General features: G+C 64.7%; 14 protein-coding genes. 6 read left to right on the top strand and 8 right to left on the bottom strand.

Annotation, left to right across the window (positions count from 1 at the left end; genetic code table 11):
- Positions 1-12 precede the first annotated feature (12 nt).
- Entirely contained in the window at positions 13-738 is a 726-nt protein-coding gene (gene phbB, locus LCM24_RS05590) for an acetoacetyl-CoA reductase (RefSeq protein ID WP_224803097.1), read from the bottom strand.
- Between the two features lie 130 nt (positions 739-868).
- A complete protein-coding gene (locus tag LCM24_RS05585) occupies positions 869-1,663 on the bottom strand; it encodes a hypothetical protein (RefSeq protein ID WP_224803096.1) in 795 nt (264 codons plus the stop codon).
- 274 nt (positions 1,664-1,937) lie between these two features.
- Between LCM24_RS05585 and LCM24_RS05580 the strand changes: the two genes are divergently transcribed.
- Genes LCM24_RS05580 through holA form a run of 4 tightly spaced genes read left to right on the top strand, consistent with a single transcriptional unit; the run spans position 1,938 to position 6,483 of the window.
- The gene (locus tag LCM24_RS05580) at positions 1,938-2,387 is read left to right on the top strand and encodes a DUF3576 domain-containing protein (protein WP_090476828.1); all 450 of its coding nucleotides are present in this window, start codon (positions 1,938-1,940) and stop codon (positions 2,385-2,387) included.
- A gap of 46 nt (positions 2,388-2,433) precedes the next feature.
- Positions 2,434-4,947: a leucine--tRNA ligase gene (leuS, locus tag LCM24_RS05575; protein WP_224803095.1), complete on the top strand. Its 2,514-nt coding sequence runs from the start codon at positions 2,434-2,436 to the stop codon at positions 4,945-4,947.
- Positions 4,947-5,432, top strand: a complete 486-nt coding sequence (gene lptE / locus LCM24_RS05570; RefSeq protein ID WP_224803094.1) for an LPS assembly lipoprotein LptE — start codon at positions 4,947-4,949, stop codon at positions 5,430-5,432. The genes leuS and lptE overlap by 1 nt, the downstream gene beginning before the upstream one ends.
- 13 nt (positions 5,433-5,445) lie before the next feature.
- Positions 5,446-6,483, top strand: coding sequence for a DNA polymerase III subunit delta (holA, locus tag LCM24_RS05565; RefSeq protein ID WP_160595818.1), 1,038 nt, complete (start codon positions 5,446-5,448; stop codon positions 6,481-6,483).
- On the opposite strand, the gene LCM24_RS05560 is transcribed toward holA, so the two are convergent.
- The 4 genes from LCM24_RS05560 to LCM24_RS05545 are packed head-to-tail and all read right to left on the bottom strand — an operon-like array spanning position 6,480 to position 9,486.
- The gene (locus LCM24_RS05560; RefSeq protein WP_224803093.1) at positions 6,480-7,622 is read right to left on the bottom strand and encodes a nucleotidyltransferase family protein; all 1,143 of its coding nucleotides are present in this window, start codon (positions 7,620-7,622) and stop codon (positions 6,480-6,482) included. The two genes, holA and LCM24_RS05560, sit on opposite strands and share 4 nt — an antisense overlap.
- Positions 7,622-8,152: an LptA/OstA family protein gene (locus LCM24_RS05555; protein ID WP_224803092.1), complete on the bottom strand. Its 531-nt coding sequence runs from the start codon at positions 8,150-8,152 to the stop codon at positions 7,622-7,624. Before LCM24_RS05555 ends, LCM24_RS05560 begins: the two co-directional genes overlap by 1 nt.
- A gap of 20 nt (positions 8,153-8,172) precedes the next feature.
- Positions 8,173-8,844: an LPS export ABC transporter periplasmic protein LptC gene (gene lptC / locus LCM24_RS05550; protein ID WP_090476817.1), complete on the bottom strand. Its 672-nt coding sequence runs from the start codon at positions 8,842-8,844 to the stop codon at positions 8,173-8,175.
- Between the two features lie 24 nt (positions 8,845-8,868).
- Positions 8,869-9,486, bottom strand: a complete 618-nt coding sequence (locus LCM24_RS05545) for a ribonuclease D (protein WP_224803091.1) — start codon at positions 9,484-9,486, stop codon at positions 8,869-8,871.
- 80 nt (positions 9,487-9,566) lie between these two features.
- On the opposite strand from LCM24_RS05545, the gene LCM24_RS05540 reads away from it, so the two are divergent.
- Both LCM24_RS05540 and LCM24_RS05535 read left to right on the top strand, forming a co-directional pair.
- Positions 9,567-10,253 (top strand): uracil-DNA glycosylase, encoded by a 687-nt coding sequence (locus LCM24_RS05540; protein WP_224803090.1) that lies wholly within the window; start codon positions 9,567-9,569, stop codon positions 10,251-10,253.
- Positions 10,254-10,416: 163 nt separating this feature from the next.
- Complete coding sequence (locus LCM24_RS05535) at positions 10,417-10,743, top strand: TraR/DksA C4-type zinc finger protein (RefSeq protein ID WP_224803089.1); 327 nt, start codon at positions 10,417-10,419, stop codon at positions 10,741-10,743.
- 21 nt (positions 10,744-10,764) lie between these two features.
- On the opposite strand, the gene LCM24_RS05530 is transcribed toward LCM24_RS05535, so the two are convergent.
- Positions 10,765-12,201, bottom strand: a complete 1,437-nt coding sequence (locus LCM24_RS05530; RefSeq protein ID WP_224803088.1) for a glutamate synthase subunit beta — start codon at positions 12,199-12,201, stop codon at positions 10,765-10,767.
- Positions 12,201-16,862, bottom strand: a complete 4,662-nt coding sequence (gltB, locus tag LCM24_RS05525) for a glutamate synthase large subunit (protein ID WP_224803087.1) — start codon at positions 16,860-16,862, stop codon at positions 12,201-12,203. Before gltB ends, LCM24_RS05530 begins: the two co-directional genes overlap by 1 nt.
- Positions 16,863-17,014: the final 152 nt, after the last annotated feature.

Below are 17,014 nucleotides of genomic sequence, written 5' to 3'. Positions count from 1 at the left end.
TGCGATTCCTCATCAATACATGTGCTGACCGCCGTTGATGCTCATGGTCGAGCCGGTGACGAACTCGGCATGTTCGGAGCACAGGAAGCTCACCCCGCGGGCGATTTCGCTGGCCTTTCCGAGACGGCCGACCGGAATCTTGGCAACGATCTTTTCGAGCACAGGCTCGGGCACGGCTGCGACCATGTCGGTATCGATATAGCCGGGCGCAATCGCATTGACCGTGATGCCGAAGCGCGCACCTTCCTGGGCGAGTGCCTTGGTGAAGCCGTGGATCCCGCTCTTGGCGGCGGCGTAGTTTACCTGGCCATATTGTCCGGCTTGTCCATTGATGGAACCGATGTTGACGATCCGGCCCCAGCCGCGCTCTTTCATGCCGGGAAAGGCGGCCTTGGCCATGTTGAAGCAGCCGCCCAGATTGGTGCGCATCACGGCGTCCCAATCGTCATAGCTCATCTTCAGGAGCGTGCCGTCGCGCGTGATCCCGGCATTGTTGACGACGATGTCGATGGGGCCATGCTCTTCCGCTACTTTTTCGCAGGCTTCCTGCACTGCGTCGAAATCGCCGACGTCGAATTTTACCGTGGGAATGCCGGTTTCTTCGGTGAACTTGCGGGCCGCCTCGTCATTGCCGGCGTAATTGGCAATGACAGTACAATCACGTTCGTCGCGCAGTCTCTCGCAAATAGCCCGACCGATTCCGCGCGTACCGCCGGTTACGATTGCAACTCGTCCCATAGTGATTCTCCCAAGCATTCCGTAGCGTTTTGCCTATTCCTAGGCATGGATACATCACGGCGCAAAGGCAATCAGACCTTCAGGGAAGGCCGACAATCGTATTCGTTGGAAAATGGAAGTGTTCGTCCGCCTAGAAGCGGATCTGCGTGCCGACGTAGACGGCCTGGTCGTCTTCCACGCCATTGGTAAGCGGGGCGAGACGATCGCGTTCCTGCTTGAGGCGAACGCCGGCAGTCACGTCGAGGTTGCGGCTCAGGCTATAGGAGCCGCCGAGGTCGACCTGCTGCGAACCGGCACCCTCGATGGTGAGCGGCGAGGAACCGGCACGGCCCTTCTGACCGATCTCGATCCGCGACTGGAAGCGGCTGGGCTCGTTGCGTTCGCCGTCACGGTAGGACGACAGGTCGGGCATCGCGATATCGCGAATACCCGTCGGTACGGCTGCTGCCGAACGGGTCGGCTGCGCAAAGCTCTGGTAACCGCGTGCGACACCGAGATTGTAGCGGGTCGGCGTAACCGGCAGCACGCTTTCGATCGGGTTGGCGCTGGCGATCTTGTCACCCGGCGCCCGGCCGGAAATGGATGCCGCGATATCCTTGTCCACCCGGACCGCGAAATTCACGGTGCGCTGGCTCGACAGGCGGGGCTTGGTGGCCGGGGTGAACCGCAGCGCGTCTTCACCGATCACTGCAGCAACGCGAGCCGCCAGTTCCGGATCGACACCTGCAGGCGTGAACGGCAGGAATTCCATAGTTTCGGGCGCGGCTTCGGGTGCGCTCGATACGACTGCGAGGCCGGCACCGGGAATGGCGAGTGCGCAAACGGCAGCCGCCAGCACGACCGGCGCGAGCCGATCCTTGCCTTTGCTGTTCCGTTGCGTGCCCATCAGGCCGAATGTCCTCTCCATTGCGGGTGTGCCAGTCATTAAAGACGAGGCCCGCTTAACTGTTCCCGAACGCGATATCGACGTAATGCGACTCGGGTCGGATGAAAGAGACTACGCCTCGCATATGGCCAAGGCCAGCTTTTCCACAAGGGCGTCCCGACATGATGCCGGAGTGTTGCATAGCCTCCACAAATACCATTCAATTCAGACGGTATTCACGCGCCTGCGACGTCTATGCGGCCAAGCTGGCGCTTGCCCGAGCGCGAGCAGGCACTATAGAGCCGGACTAACACTTTTGACCCAAGGATCGTTCATGACTTTCACCCGCTCCATCCGTCGTACTGCTGCCATTGCCGGCCTTGCGGTCGCCACACTGGCGCTGGGCGCTTGCAGCAAGGGTGAACGTCCCCGCGCCGACCTCGCCGCTGCGCAAGTCTCGACCATCGGCGTGAACTCCTATCTCTGGCGCGCTTCGCTCGAAGCGGTCAGCTTTGCACCGCTGCTCCAGGCCGACAGCAGCGGCGGCGTGATCGTTACCGACTGGTATGCGAATCCCAACAATCCGGGCGAGCGGGTCAAGATGACCGTGACCATCCTCGACCGCGACCTGCGTGCCGATGCCCTGCGCGTCGCGGCCAGCCGCCAGGTCGCCCAGTCGGGTGGCTGGGTCGATGCCCCGGTCCAGGCGGCCACGGTCCAGAAGCTGGAAGACATCATTCTCACCAAGGCGCGCGAATTGCGCCGCCAGGCAATCGCCAACTGATTCTGACGGGTTCCATTTGCGCCCGAATTGCCTAAGGGCTTCGGGCATGAGCGATACCCGTTTCAATCCTTCGTCCGCCGACCCGCGCTGGCAAGCAGCGTGGGAAGACGCGCAGACCTTCCGCGCGGATAGCAATTCCGACAAGCCCAAGAGCTACGTGCTCGAGATGTTCCCCTATCCTTCGGGGCGCATCCATATCGGCCACGTGCGCAATTACACGATGGGCGACGTGCTGGCGCGCTACAAGAAGGCAACCGGGCACGAAGTCCTCCACCCGATGGGCTGGGACGCCTTCGGCATGCCGGCGGAAAACGCCGCGATGGAAAAGGGCGTGCATCCGGGCGGCTGGACCCGCGACAATATCGAACACATGAAGGCGCAGCTGAAGCGCCTCGGCTTCGCGCTCGACTGGAGCCGCGAACTGGCAACCTGCGAGCCCGATTACTACGGCCACGAGCAGGCGCTCTTCATCGACCTGTACGAAGCGGGCCTCGTCTATCGCAAGGAAAGCGAGGTCAACTGGGACCCGGTCGACATGACCGTGCTCGCCAACGAGCAGGTGATCGACGGCAAGGGCTGGCGCAGCGGCGCGGAGGTCGAGAAGCGCAAGCTCAACCAGTGGTTCCTCAAGATCACCGACTTCGCCGAGGAGCTGCTCGAAGGGCTCGGCAGCCTCGAGAACTGGCCCGACAAGGTCCGGCTGATGCAGGAAAACTGGATCGGCAAGTCCAAGGGGCTCGAATTCAGCTTCGACCTGTCGAACGGCGAGAAACTGCCGGTCTACACGACACGTCCCGACACGATCTTCGGGGCGAGCTTCGTTGCGGTCGCAGCGGACCATCCGGTCGCGCAAGCTATCGATAGTGACGAGGCGCGTGCCTTCATCGCCGAGTGCAAAAAGGGCGGCACCACCGCTGCCGAACTCGAAACCGCCGAGAAGCTGGGTTTCGACACGGGCATCACCGCCAAGCATCCGTTCACCGGCGCGGACCTGCCGGTCTACATCGCGAATTTCGTGCTGATGGATTACGGCACCGGCGCCATCATGGCTGTGCCGGGCCACGACCAGCGCGACTTCGAATTCGCCACCAAGTACGGCCTGCCGATCCCGCGCGTCGTCGCTGCGAGCGTCGAAGAGGCGGGCAAGGGTTTCGACGGCGAGGCCGAGGCGGGCGACGGCGTGATCGTAAATTCGGACTTCCTCGACGGAATGGATGTGGAGACAGCCAAGCGCGAAATCATCCGTCGCATTGAAGAGCAGGGCCGCGGATCCGGTAAGACCGTGTGGCGCCTGCGCGACTGGGGCGTTTCGCGCCAGCGCTACTGGGGCACCCCCATTCCCTTCATCCACTGCGAGAGCTGCGGCGTGGTGCCTGCGCCCAAGGACAGCCTGCCGATCACGCTGCCGGAGGACGTCGATTTCCAGACGCCCGGCAATCCGCTGCTGCGCCACGCGACATGGAAGCATGTCGACTGCCCCAAGTGCGGCGGCAAGGCGGAGCGGGAGACCGACACGCTCGACACTTTCGTCGACAGCTCCTGGTATTTCCTGCGCTTCGCGAGCCAGCCCGACGACAGGCCGTTTGACCCCGAGGAAGTCGCGAAGTGGCTGCCGGTCGAACAGTATATCGGCGGCATCGAGCACGCGATCCTGCACCTGCTCTACGCCCGCTTCTGGACCCGCGCGCTGGCGCATATGGGTCAGATCGAGGTGAAGGAGCCGTTCGCCTCGCTCTTCACGCAAGGCATGGTCACGCACGAAACCTACAGCCGCAAGACCGGCGGCAAGACGGTCTATTACGCGCCCGACGAGATCAGCCGCGAAGCCGAGCGTGCGCTATTGCTCAAGGATGGTGGCGAAGTCGAGATCGGCCGCGTCATCAAGATGTCGAAGTCGAAGAAGAACGTCGTCGACCCCGACACGATCATCGACACTTACGGTGCCGATGCGGTGCGCTGGTTCATGTTGTCCGACAGTCCCCCCGAACGCGACCTGCCGTGGTCCGAAGCGGGGATCGAAGGTTGCAGCCGCTTCGTCCATCGCTTGTGGCGCCTGTTCGCTGCCTATGACGCAGGTGCCGAAGGCGAGGACAAGGCGCTTGCCCGCAAGACGCACCAGACCATTGCCGCCATTGCCGAAGACATCGAGGCGCTCGGTTTCAACAAGGCCGTGGCCCGCATTTACGAGCTGACCGGAGCGGTCGAGAAAGCCGCTCCCTCGGCAAGCCGCAGCCACGCGATCCGCACCCTCGTGCAGCTGGTCGCGCCGATGATGCCGCACCTGGCGGAAGAGGCATGGGCCGGTCTCGGCGAGAGCGGAATGGTGGCAGACGCTGCGTGGCCCGAAGTCGATCCGGCATTGCTGGTCGAAGACGAGGTGACCATCGCCGTCCAGCACAAGGGCAAGCTGCGCGATACGCTCACCGCGCCGAAGGGGGCCTCGAAGGAAGACCTCGAAGCGATGGCGCTGGCATCCGAAAAGGTCCAGCGCTCGCTCGACGGTGCAGAAGTGCGCAAGGTCATTGTCGTGCCCGACAGATTGGTGAATATCGTTACGTGATGCGTTTCGTCTTCAGCCTTCTCGCCTGCTTCGCGCTCGCTGCCTGCAATCTGTCGCCCATGTATGCAGGCGGTGGCAGCGGGGCGGTCGCGCAGGGACTGGCGGCCGTGGACGTTCCGCCGATCGCGGGACGGGCCGGTTGGCTGGTTCGCGGCGAGCTGAATGACAGGCTCGGTGCGGCGGGCAATGCAGCACCGCAATACCGTCTCGACGTTCGTCTCGACGACAATCTCGAAGCGCTCGGAATCCTCGCCGACGATACCGTCAGTCGGGAGCGTCGGACCCTGCGTGCCCGCTATCAGCTGGTGGATGCGTCGACCGGCGAAATCCTGCTCGATGCCACGGAAGGCGCCGATGCCGGGATCGATGTCGTGTCCAGCGAATACGCCACCATCGCGGCAGAGCAGACGGCGCTGGAAAACCTCGCCCGTGAAATCGCGGACAGGATCGTGACCCGCGTGGCGCTGACGCTGCGCGAGCAGTGAGGGCGAGCAGGGCGTGAAGGTCAGGGGCAACGAATTCGCTGCGAAGCTGCAGGGCCTCGCGAAGGATTGCTCCATCTTCTTCTTCTGCGGCCAGGATGAAGCGGGTGCCAGCGCTGCTGCGCGTGAGCTTGTTGCAGCCCTGCCCGATGCCGGAGAGCGGGTAGAGATACCCGGCGCGGAGCTTCGCGCCGATCCCGCCAGACTGGGCGACGAGGCGCGCTCTTCCTCCCTCTTCGGAGACACGCGGCATATCTGGTCCCGGGTCGCCGGGGACGAAGCGCATGCCGCGCTCGAAACGCTGATCAAGACGGGCGAGATGGGCGCGGGCGAAGCTTGCCCGGTGATCGTCGTCGCAACTTCAGCGACCGATAAATCGCGCACGGCGAAGCTGCTCGAGAAGCGCAAGGATGCGGTCGTCGCGATGTTCTATCCGCCCGATTTGCGATCGGTGACGCAGTCCGTGCGGGCGATGGGCGATGCTGCAGGCGTGCGCCTCGACCAGGCGGTGGCCGAACGGATTGCCCGCGGTGCCAATCTCGACGTCAGGCTTGCGCAGAGCGAGGTCACCAAGCTGGCGACCTATCTCGATGCCACCGCGCAATCGCCGCGGCCGGGCACGATGGAGCATCTCGATGCCATCGGCGCGGCCAGCGAGGAGGACGGCTTCGCCAGCCTCGTCAATGCGGTACTCGGCGGCCAGACCGGCAAGGTGGGCGGCGAGATCGCGCGGATGAAGCAGGTCGGCCTCAATCCGGTCGGCACCTTGCTCGCCATCGAGCGCCGCGCCGCACAACTCGCCCGCATTTCGGCTGCGCTCGGCAATCGCCGCTACCAGGATCTCGACAAGGGCCAGAAGGCCCGGCTCGGCATCTTCTGGAAGGAAGAGCGCGACATTGCCGACCAGGTCAATCGCTGGCGCGGGCCCAAGCTCGACCGCCTGACCAACGGCCTGACCAAGCTGCACCGCGACCTGTTGTCGAATAGCCAGGCGGCGGAACTGCTTTTGGCCCAGGGCCTCACGAACCTCGCCCGGCTCGCCGCGCGGCGCTAGTCTGAGGACAGCCAGCGGGCCAGTTCGGCCGTCGCGAGCCCGTCGTTCCTGCTCTGCCTGTTCACCAGCGTGCCTGCCAGTGATGCGCCGCGAGTTGCGAGGCGCCCGAGCCGCCGGAATCCTGTCGAGCCTTCCGCCTGGTCGAGCGGTGCCGCTTTCAGCCGCGTACCTCGTTCTCCGCTTGCCAGCCCCGCAATCGCGTTGATGTCCTTCCGCGCAGCGGGGTCCTGAACGAGAAGGTCCTCGACCCGGTCGAGCAGCGCGGCGCCGGCGCGGATCGGACAGCTGGCGTTCTCTTGAAAGCCGGGGCGCACCCACCGGTCTATCAGGGCAAAGACCAAGGCTGCCGGGCGAGCGAATCTCTCACGTTGCGCGCGCCGCCAGAACGCAGGCCAGTCGATCTTCCGTTCGGCAAAGAAATAGTCGATATCTAACAGTCCGAGCGGCCCGACATTGAACAGGTGGGACATTGCGCAGTGGACCACCAGGTGGACGAGCATGTCCTCGTCTGCAGGCACGAGCATGCCGAGCACCTGGTCCCGCAGCGCTCGCGCCAGGATACCGCTGTCATCGCACGGCGGCATCGCCACACTCGCCAGCGGCGCGCTGGCCCAGGCGTGGGCGTGCACTTCGCACATCACCCCGTCCGGCGAGAACAGCGGGGGCAAGTGCGTTTCCTCTCGGGCCATGCGGTCCAGCAATTCGCCGCTCGCCTGCGGTGCCTGCCATCCCGCGTCGCGAAGCGCCCGATAGGCCTGCGTCGCCCGAGCTTGCGGGACCAGCACATCGATATCGCGCATGACCCGCTCTGCAGGTGAGGGCCACACGCTCCACGCGAGCGCAGCCCCCTTGAGCGCGACGGCCGCGATGCCGTGTTCGCCCAACGTCTCTGCGACTTGCGCCAGCGCCCGCCTTTGCACGAGCTGGTCGAGCGCGTTGAAGCGGTGCGCTTCCTGCCAGCCTTGCGCGATGAAGGCGGGCACCTCCGCCTCTATTTCCCTGCGAACCAGCTTGCCGTGCAAATGCGGCTGCAAGCGATGGCCTGCCGCAAGCCGGTCGAGCGAGCGCCACTGCCTTTCGGTCAGCGTTCCGATTTCGCCGGAGCGATGCCCTGTCAGCGCCAGCAGGGCGCGGCGCATCAGTCTTGCGGGACGGAGAAGGTGCCCGTGACGCGGCCGCCCGATTGCTGGGTGTCGGCCGTCACCGAGGAAGACCCGCTGGCCCGGCCATCGACGCTCGACACCCCGCTCGCCAGGTCGATCACCAGACGTCCGCCGTTCAGGCGGTCGGTCCCGCGATTGAGGCTGACATTGCCGGCCATGGTGATGATCCGGCGGTTGAAATCATAGACCGCCGTATCCCCGCTCGCGCGTTCATTGCCGCGCGACACGGTCACGCCGCCGGTGGCCAGGATGCGCTGGATCTCCAGCGTTCCGGCGTCGCTGTAATCGACGACGGTGCGCGCTGCGTTAAGCGTCAGGCCGGCTTGCGTGATGCGCACTGCGCCCGAAAGGACCACGCGGTTCTGCCGGTCCTGCAATTCGATCCGCCCGGCATCGAAGGACACCGGCGCATTAGAATTGTGGCTGGCGATGGCCTGCGCGTTTAGCTGCATCCCGCCCAGCGCCGCGCAAGTAAGCGCGAATCCGGCGAGGAGCGATTTAGTCATGGCGGGCAGGTGCTGCTTTATCATGGCATTCTCAGCTTTCCGGGTTCCATGCGCAAGCGCGCTTCGCCCGATAGGGTTACAGTCCTTGCCGCAAGATCGGCATCGAGGCGATTGGCGCTGAATGTGCCGGCAGGCACTGCGCCTTCGACGCCGCCCGCGCCGGTCACCGTCTTGGTGTCGAGTTCGACCGAGACGCCGCTGGCGCGCATGCGGTAGCCGTCGGCGGCCTCCATGCGCATGGTGCCGGTCACATCGATCCGCTCGGCATCGATATCGTACTGGCCGCCTTCCGCGCTGATCCGCGCAGGGCCTTCCGTCATCAGCAGGCGGGCGACGATATCGCGCATCCGCACGATCCCTTCCGCGCTCGAGCGCTGGACAGCTTCATCTGCCGTCAGCGAGAACGGGCGCCCCTGGGCATCGGTGCCGCGATACAGCGCATTGTCGACGCGAAGGCGTTCCTGGATCACGGCAACTTCGTTGCGGTCGAGCAGGAAGCTGATCTCGCCGCGCGGGCTGAGCGGGGTGATGACCATCAGCGCTGCGAGGACGCCGACGCCCATCGGCAGGGCGCGGGCGAGGAAGTGGACCAGTTTGTCGTGACTACCGCCGGGCGCAGCGAAATGCTGGCGGCGCGAGCGGAGTTGCTGCGCTTCCTGCGTTTCGATCCTGCGCTTGCGGCGACGTATCATGGGGTCCTGCTGCCTGCCTTGCCCTTACGCGTGGCTGAAGATGTCGTGATCGGCCCATCCGAGAATGTCGAGATGGGCGCGTGCAGGAAGGAAATCGAAACAGGCCTGTGCCAGTTCCATCCGGCCTTCGCGTTCGAGGCGCTTGTTCAGTTCGTCGCGCATCCGGTGGAGGAAGCGCACGTCGCTGGCGGCGTATTCGCGCTGCGCATCGTTGAGGACGGGCCCGCCCCAGTCGCTGCTCTGCTGCGCCTTGGAAATGTTTTCGCCGAGCAGTTCCTCGACCAGGTTTTTAAGGCCGTGGCGATCGGTGTAGGTGCGCACCAGCTTGCTGGCGATCTTGGTGCAGTAACACGGCGCTGCGGTGACCCCGAGATAGTATTCGATCGCGGCGAGGTCGAAGCGCGCGAAGTGGAACAGCTTGAGGCGTTCCGGGTCCGCCAGCACCGCCTTCAGGTTCGGCGCATCATACGTGCTGTCCGGGCCGAAGCGGACGAGGTGCTCGTCGCCCTTGCCGTCGCTGATCTGGACGACACACAACCGGTCGCGGATGGTGATGAGCCCCATGGTCTCCGTATCGACGGCCACCGGGCCATCTGCGAGCACGCCTTCGGGGAGGTCTTCTTCGTGAAAGTGAACTGCCATGCCCCGCGCCTTAGGCCGATTGGGGATTGTAGGGAAGGGGCCACTGGTCTGCCAACAGAAGCGGGGCCAGAGTGCCGGCCATGAGCGAGAACGTGCCCGACAGCTGGAAGCCGGTCCTCGGCCCTGTGCTGGGGAGCGAGGAGGCGCGCCGTCTCGGCGGCTGGCTGCGGGCGGAAGAGGATGCCGGCAAGACCGTCTACCCGCCGCGCGGCAGCCGGTTGAAGGCGCTCGAACTCACCCCGCTGGATGCCGTGAAAGTCGTGATCCTCGGGCAGGATCCCTATCACGGACCGGGACAGGCGATGGGCCTCAGCTTCTCCGTACCCGAAGGCGTGAAGGTCCCGCCCAGCCTTGCCAATATCTACAAGGAACTGGAGGCCGATTGCGGCATCGCACCGCCGGGCCATGGCGACCTGACGCCGTGGGCGCGGCAGGGCGTGCTGCTGCTCAATAATACGCTGACGGTCGAGGCAGGGCAGGCGGGAAGCCATGCCGGACGCGGCTGGGACGCGGTGACCGATGCCTGCGTGGCGGCAGTCGCCGCGCGCGACGAGCCGTCGGTCTTCATCCTGTGGGGCAGCCATGCGCAGGCCAAGGCCAAGCGCGTCGGCGCGCTGAAGGCGGGGCCGCATCACGTCATCACCAGCCCGCACCCAAGTCCGCTGTCCGCTTATCGCGGGTTCTTCGGCTCGAATCCCTTCAGCCGCGCGAATGCCTTCCTCGAGGAGCATGGGCGCGGGGCGGTAGACTGGCGGCTTGGCGGGTGACGAAGTTGACACTGTGTCGCCCGGCGATCCAGTGCCTTAGCTCCTGAAATTCAACGAGAAAATGTCCGAAAGCCCGGTTGACAGTCAGGCGGCAGGCTTCCGCCCGGATCGACGATTTGAAAGACCTGGTCCCAGCGCTTACGCTGCAAGGAGGGAGTAGGAAATGACCGAGGCCGAGGCCCGCAAGAAGCTGATCGCACGCCGCGAGGCGCTGGACGCGCAGGACGCGGCCAATGCGGATTCGCGCGAAACGGTCGAACTGCAACAGGACAGCGTGGGCCGGCTGAGCCGGATGGATGCGATGCAGCAGCAGGCGATGGCGCAGGCGACTGCGCGCCGACGGGTTGCCGAACGCGCCCGGATCGCAGCCGCCCTCAAACGAATGGACCAAGGCGAATGGGGCTGGTGCACCGCCTGCGGCAATGAAATCGCGGAAAAGCGGCTGGCGCACGACCCTAGCGTGGCGCTGTGTTTAGCATGCGCAGGCTAAGGCGAGTGAGCGAAGGCGCCCTTACCTAGGCAGTTCGCTGACCCCCATCAGCTCCTCGTCCACGGCGCGGGCGCACTGGCGGCCTTCGCGGATGGCCCAGACGACCAGGCTCTGGCCGCGGCGCATGTCGCCGCAGGCGAAGACGTGCGGCTCGCTGGTGGCGTAGCGGTTGGTGTCCGCCTTCACATTACCGCGCGCGTCCAGTTCGACGCCCGCCCGGTCCAGCAGCCCACGGCGCTTGGGGCCGGTGAAGCCCATGGCGAGGAGGATGAGGTCGGCCTTGAGCGTGAACTCGCTGCCTTCGACTTCGACCATGCGACCGTCTTTCCATTCCACGCGCACGCATTCGAGGCCAGCAACATCGCCGCCTTCCTCGATCACGCGCTTGGTCAGCACGGCCCAGTCGCGCTCGGCACCTTCTTCATGGCTGGAAGAGGTGCGCAGCTTCAGCGGCCAGTCCGGCCAGGTCATGGCCTTGTCTTCCTTTTCCGGCGGCTTGGGCATGATTTCCAGCTGTGTGACGCTGGCCGCGCCCTGGCGATTTGACGTGCCTACGCAGTCCGAACCGGTATCGCCGCCGCCGATCACGATCACGTGCTTGCCGGTCGCCGTCAGACTGCCGCGCGGGGCGGCGCGCACTTCGTCGTCGCCCGCATTGCGCTTGTTCTGCTGGGTGAGGAATTCCATCGCGAGGCGCACGCCGGGAAGCTCTGCACCCGGGATGTCCAGCTGGCGCGCTTCTTCGGCGCCGCCTGCCAGCACCACCGCGTCGAAATTCTCCTTCAGCGCCTCGAAGCTGACTTCCACGCCGACTTCGGATGAGGTGCGGAATTGCACGCCTTCGGCTTCCATCTGCACCGCGCGGCGATTGATGAGGTGCTTCTCCATCTTGAAGTCGGGAATGCCGTAGCGAAGCAGACCGCCGATCCGGTCGGACTTCTCGAACACGGTCACGGCATGGCCCGCCCGCGCCAATTGCTGGGCAGCGGCAAGGCCCGCGGGACCGGAGCCGATCACGGCGACCGACTTGCCGGTCTGCTTTTCGGGCACCTGCGGCTTGATCCAGCCTTCCTGCCAACCCTTGTCGACGATCGCGCATTCGATCGACTTGATGGTCACCGGACTGTCCACGATGTTGAGCGTGCAGGCCGCCTCGCACGGGGCCGGGCAGATGCGGCCGGTGAACTCCGGGAAGTTGTTGGTCGAGTGCAACACTTCGAGCGCGTTCTTCCAGTCGTCTTCGTAGACGAGGTGGTTCCAGTCCGGGATGATGTTGTTCACCGGACAGCCGTTGTGACAATAGGGAATGCCGCAATTCATGCAGCGCGCCGCCTGGCGCTTCAGCGCATCGGGGCTCTGCGGAAGGGTGAATTCCTTGTAGGTCTTCAGCCGCTCTTCGGGTGCGACATATTCACGCTCTTCGCGATCGTACTCGAGGAAACCTGTTTCCTTGCCCATTATTCTGCAGCCTCCATTGCCGCCTGCTCGCGCTCTTCCTCGAGCGACTTGAGCGCGCGCGCATAATCGCGCGGCATTACCTTGCGGAAGTTTTTCAACTCGTTCGACCAGTCGTCGAGCAGCGCCTTGGCACGTGCCGAACCGGTGTGAAGATGATGCCTCTCGACCAGGATCTTCAGGCGCTCTGCATCGTGGTAGAGCGGATCGCCCATGCCTGCATCGTCGACCGTCTGGGCGCGTTGCTGCGGGTGGCCCCAACTCTTTTCCGCCCCTTCGCCGTCGCCCGGCGTCACGTCGAGGACATCGACCTGCGCATGGTTTACCAGCGCGTCGAACGCACCTTGCGGATCGTAGATATAGGCGATGCCGCCGCTCATCCCGGCTGCAACATTACGCCCGGTCTTGCCGAGCACGCAGACCACGCCGCCGGTCATATATTCGAGCGCGTGGTCGCCGGTCCCTTCGACCACGGCAACCGCACCCGAATTGCGCACAGCGAAGCGTTCGCCTGCAACGCCTGCGAAATAGGCTTCGCCCGCGATCGCGCCGTAAAGGACGGTGTTGCCGACGATGATATTGTCGGTCGGATCGCGCGAGACGCCTTCGGGCGGCCTGACGACGATGCGTCCGCCGGACAGGCCCTTACCGACATAATCGTTGGCATCGCCCGTCAGGCTCATGGTGACGCCGTGGGCGAGCCATGCGCCGAAGCTTTGTCCGGCAACGCCGGTGAGGTCGATGCGAATCGTGTCCTGCGGCAGGCCGGCATGGCCGTATGCTTCCGCGATGCGGCCGGACAGCATGGTACCCACAGTGCGGTTCACATTGCGGATGTCGCGCGAAACCTGGACGGCCTGCCCGCTTTCGATCGCAGGCTTGCACGCCTTGATCAGTTCGACGTCCATCGCCGCGCCGAGGCCGTGATCCTGCGTTTCGGTGTGGTGCAGCGACCTGCCTTCTTCGAGCGGAACCTCGTGGAGGATGCGCTTGAGGTCGACACCATGCGCCTTCCAGTGGCGGCGCACGCGGCGCATGTCGACGCGGTCCACGCGGCCGACCATTTCCTCTACCGTGCGGAAGCCCATTTCCGCCATGATCTGGCGCAGTTCCTCGGCGACGAAGAAGAAGTAGTTGATGACGTGTTCGGGCGTTCCGGTGAAGCGCTTGCGCAGCACCGGGTCCTGCGTGGCGACGCCGACGGGACAGGTGTTGAGGTGGCACTTCCTCATCATGATGCAGCCCGCGGCGATCAGCGGGGCGGTGGCGAAGCCGAACTCGTCCGCGCCCAGCAGCGCGCCGATGGCAACGTCGCGGCCCGTGCGCAGGCCGCCGTCGACCTGCACCGCGATACGGCTGCGCAAATCGTTGAGCAGCAGCGTTTGCTGCGTTTCGGCGAGGCCGATTTCCCACGGGGATCCGGCATGGGTCAGGCTGGTCAGCGGCGATGCGCCGGTGCCGCCTTCATAGCCCGAGATGGTGAGGTGATCGGCCTTCGACTTGGAGACGCCCGCGGCAACCGTGCCGACGCCGACTTCGGACACCAGCTTCACGGAAATGCGCGCTTCGGGCTGCACGTTCTTGAGGTCGTGGATCAGCTGCGCGAGATCCTCGATCGAATAGATGTCGTGGTGCGGCGGCGGCGAAATGAGGCCCACGCCCGGCGTCGAATGACGCACTTTGCCGATGCGCTTGTCGACCTTGTGGCCGGGCAGCTGGCCGCCTTCGCCGGGCTTTGCGCCCTGCGCCATCTTGATCTGGATATCGTCCGAATTGACGAGGTATTCCGTCGTCACTCCGAAGCGGCCCGATGCGACCTGCTTGATGCGGCTGCGCATGGAATCGCCATTGGGCAGCGGCTGGAAGCGCTCCGGCTCCTCGCCGCCTTCGCCCGTGTTCGAACGTCCGCCGAGGCGGTTCATCGCGATGGCAAGGGTCGAATGCGCTTCGTGGCTGATCGAGCCGAAGCTCATCGCGCCGGTGCTGAAGCGCTTGACGATGTCGGAAGCCGGTTCGACTTCGGACAGGTCGAGCGGACGCTCGGCCTTCTTCAGTTCCATCAGTCCGCGAATGGTCAGCAGGCGTTCGGACTGCTCGTTCACACTCCTGGCGAACTCTTCGTAATTCTTCGGATCGCTCCCGCGAACGGCGTGCTGCAAATTGGCGATGTTCTGGGGGGTCCAGGCGTGGTCTTCGCCGCGGATGCGGTACTGGTAGATACCGCCCACATCGAGCATGCCCTTGTAGAGCGGGCTGTCGCCGAACGCCTGCGCGTGACGGCGCACGGTTTCTTCCGCCACCTCGGCAAGGCCGATGCCCTCGATCGTGGTCGCGGTGCCGGTGAAATAGGTATCGATGAAATCGCTCGACAGGCCGACGGCGTCGAAGATCTGCGCGCCGCAATAGGACTGGTAGGTCGAGATGCCCATCTTGGACATGACCTTCAGGATGCCCTTGCCGACCGCCTTGACGAAGTTCTTCTGCACCTCGCCCGCATCGAGTTCGGGCATTTTGCGCGCACGCAGATCTTCCAGCGTTTCGAACGCGAGGTAGGGATTGATCCCTTCCGCGCCATAACCTGCCAGCGCACAGAAATGATGGACTTCGCGCGCTTCGCCGGTCTCGATGACGAGGCCGGTCTGCATGCGCAGGCCCTGACGGACAAGCTGGTGATGGACGGCTGCGGTCGCCAGCAGCGCAGGCATGGCGATGCGGTCGGGCCCCTGGCCCCGGTCCGACAGGATCAGGATATTGGCATCGCCGAGCACGGCTTCGGTCGCGGCCCAGCACATTTCCTTAAGCGCCATGGCGAGGCCGTCCGCGCCGGTGCTGGCATCCCAGGTGATGTCGATCGTCGCAGTGCGGAAGGCCCCGTCGAGCGCCACTTCGACCGAGCGGATTTTCGCAAGGTCGTCGTTCGTGAGGATCGGCTGCTTCACCTCCAGGCGCTTGTGCGTACCGCCATCGCGGCCGAGCAGGTTCGGGCGCGGGCCGATCATCGACAGCAGGCTCATGACCAGTTCTTCGCGGATCGGGTCGATCGGCGGGTTAGTGACCTGCGCGAAGTTCTGCTTGAAGTAGTCGTAGAGCAGGCGGCTCTTCTGGCTCAGGACTGCGATGGGGGTGTCGGTGCCCATCGATCCGATCGGGTCCTCGCCCTTCGCGGCCATCGGTTCGAGGAAGCGCTGGATGTCTTCCTGCGTGTAACCGAACGCCTGCTGGCGGTGGAGCAAGGCGATATCGCTTTGCGGGATTTCAGACAGGTCCGGCTCGATATGGTCGAGGTCCTCGAGCTTGTACTGCGCCTTTTCGAGCCACGCCTCATAGGGTTCGGCAGCGGCGAGGCCGGCCTTCAGTTCCTCGTCCTCGACGATGCGGCCCTGTTCGAGATCGATCAGCAGCATCTTGCCGGGCTGCAAGCGCCACTTGCGGGTGATGTCCTCTTCGGCGAACGGCAGCACGCCGCTTTCCGAGGCGAGCACGACCAAATCGTCCTTGGTGGTGCAATAGCGCGCAGGGCGCAGGCCGTTGCGGTCGAGGCATGCGCCGATCTGGCGGCCGTCGGTGAAGCAGACCGCTGCCGGGCCGTCCCACGGCTCCATCAGGGCGGCGTGATATTCGTAAAAGGCGCGGCGCGCCGGATCCATCAGCTCATTCTTCGCCCAGGCTTCCGGCATGAGCATCATCATCGCGTGGGCTAGATCGTATCCGCCGGTCAGCAACAGCTCGAGCGCATTGTCGAGGCAGGCCGTGTCGGACTGGCCATGCGGGATCAGCGGCCACATCTTGTCGAGGTCGGCGCCCAGCAGTTCGCTTTCCATCGTGCGGCGGCGCGCTTCCATCCAGTTCACATTGCCGCGAACCGTGTTGATTTCCCCGTTATGCGCCATGAAGCGATAGGGGTGGGCGAGGCGCCAGCTCGGGAAAGTGTTCGTGCTGAAACGCTGGTGCACGAGGCCGAGCGCGCTGACGCAGTCGGGATCGCGCAGGTCGTCGTAGAATGTGCCGACCTGGTTTGCCAGCAGCAGGCCCTTGTAGACCACGGTGCGGCTGGAAAAGCTCGGGATATAGGCTTTGCTGAGGCCCGGGATGCCGTGCTTGTCTTCCAGCGCGGCGAGCGGGTTCAGCGTCTGCTTGCGGATCACCACCAGCTTGCGTTCGAAGGCATTGCGATCGACGCAGTTCTGGCCGCGCGCGATCACGCACTGGCGGATGACCGGCATGGAATCGATGACCGCCTTGCCCAGCCCGTCGAGCGTGACGGGCACATCGCGCCAGCCGACCACGCGCTGGCCTTCCTTTTCGGCAAAGCGCTCAAGCTGCTTTTCGACGAATTCGCGTGCTTCGTCCTGTTGCGGCAGGAAGCACATGGCGACGGCGTAATCGCCTTCTTCGGGCAGGTCGTACCCCTTTGCATTGGCCCATTTGCGGATCAGGGGATCGGGGGTCTGGATGAGGATGCCCGCACCATCGCCCAACAGCGGGTCCGCGCCCACCGCGCCGCGATGGTCGAGATTGGCAAGGATCGTCAGCGCCTGCGTAATGATGTCGTGGCTCTTCTCGCCCTTGATGTGCGCCACCATGCCGACGCCGCAAGCGTCGTGCTCATTGGCGGAATCGTACAAGCCCTGGGGGGCGGGAAAAGAAGAATGCGGAACCTGCATGCGCCGAGGCGTCCTCCAACCGGACCCGTCTCCATTACCGACCGAAGGGAAGGACAGAGGCGAGTCAAAATGTCGCAGCGCCGCATCTGGCGCTGCCAAAATTTCGCGAACCATCCCTTTGCAGGCACGAAACCGCTTTTGCAATGGCCCGG

Source organism: Qipengyuania aquimaris (genome assembly GCF_020171965.1).
Taxonomy (GTDB): Bacteria; Pseudomonadota; Alphaproteobacteria; order Sphingomonadales; family Sphingomonadaceae; genus Qipengyuania; species Qipengyuania aquimaris_A.
The sequence above is the reverse complement of the archived record's forward strand: the minus strand, read 5'-3'. Positions and strand labels throughout refer to the sequence as shown.

Excerpts from the sequence above, each read along its gene's own strand:
- LCM24_RS05580 (WP_090476828.1), top strand. The coding sequence starts at position 1,938 with ATGACTTTCACCCGCTCCATCCGTCGTACTGCTGCCATTGCCGGCCTT.
- lptC (WP_090476817.1), bottom strand. The coding sequence starts at position 8,844 with ATGATACGTCGCCGCAAGCGCAGGATCGAAACGCAGGAAGCGCAGCAA.
- LCM24_RS05560 (WP_224803093.1), bottom strand. The coding sequence starts at position 7,622 with ATGCGCCGCGCCCTGCTGGCGCTGACAGGGCATCGCTCCGGCGAAATC.
- phbB (WP_224803097.1), bottom strand. The coding sequence starts at position 738 with ATGGGACGAGTTGCAATCGTAACCGGCGGTACGCGCGGAATCGGTCGG.
- lptE (WP_224803094.1), top strand. The coding sequence starts at position 4,947 with ATGCGTTTCGTCTTCAGCCTTCTCGCCTGCTTCGCGCTCGCTGCCTGC.
- leuS (WP_224803095.1), top strand. The coding sequence starts at position 2,434 with ATGAGCGATACCCGTTTCAATCCTTCGTCCGCCGACCCGCGCTGGCAA.
- gltB (WP_224803087.1), bottom strand. The coding sequence starts at position 16,862 with ATGCAGGTTCCGCATTCTTCTTTTCCCGCCCCCCAGGGCTTGTACGAT.
- LCM24_RS05585 (WP_224803096.1), bottom strand. The coding sequence starts at position 1,663 with ATGACTGGCACACCCGCAATGGAGAGGACATTCGGCCTGATGGGCACG.
- LCM24_RS05540 (WP_224803090.1), top strand. The coding sequence starts at position 9,567 with ATGAGCGAGAACGTGCCCGACAGCTGGAAGCCGGTCCTCGGCCCTGTG.
- LCM24_RS05545 (WP_224803091.1), bottom strand. The coding sequence starts at position 9,486 with ATGGCAGTTCACTTTCACGAAGAAGACCTCCCCGAAGGCGTGCTCGCA.
- LCM24_RS05555 (WP_224803092.1), bottom strand. The coding sequence starts at position 8,152 with ATGACTAAATCGCTCCTCGCCGGATTCGCGCTTACTTGCGCGGCGCTG.
- LCM24_RS05530 (WP_224803088.1), bottom strand. The coding sequence starts at position 12,201 with ATGGGCAAGGAAACAGGTTTCCTCGAGTACGATCGCGAAGAGCGTGAA.
- LCM24_RS05535 (WP_224803089.1), top strand. The coding sequence starts at position 10,417 with ATGACCGAGGCCGAGGCCCGCAAGAAGCTGATCGCACGCCGCGAGGCG.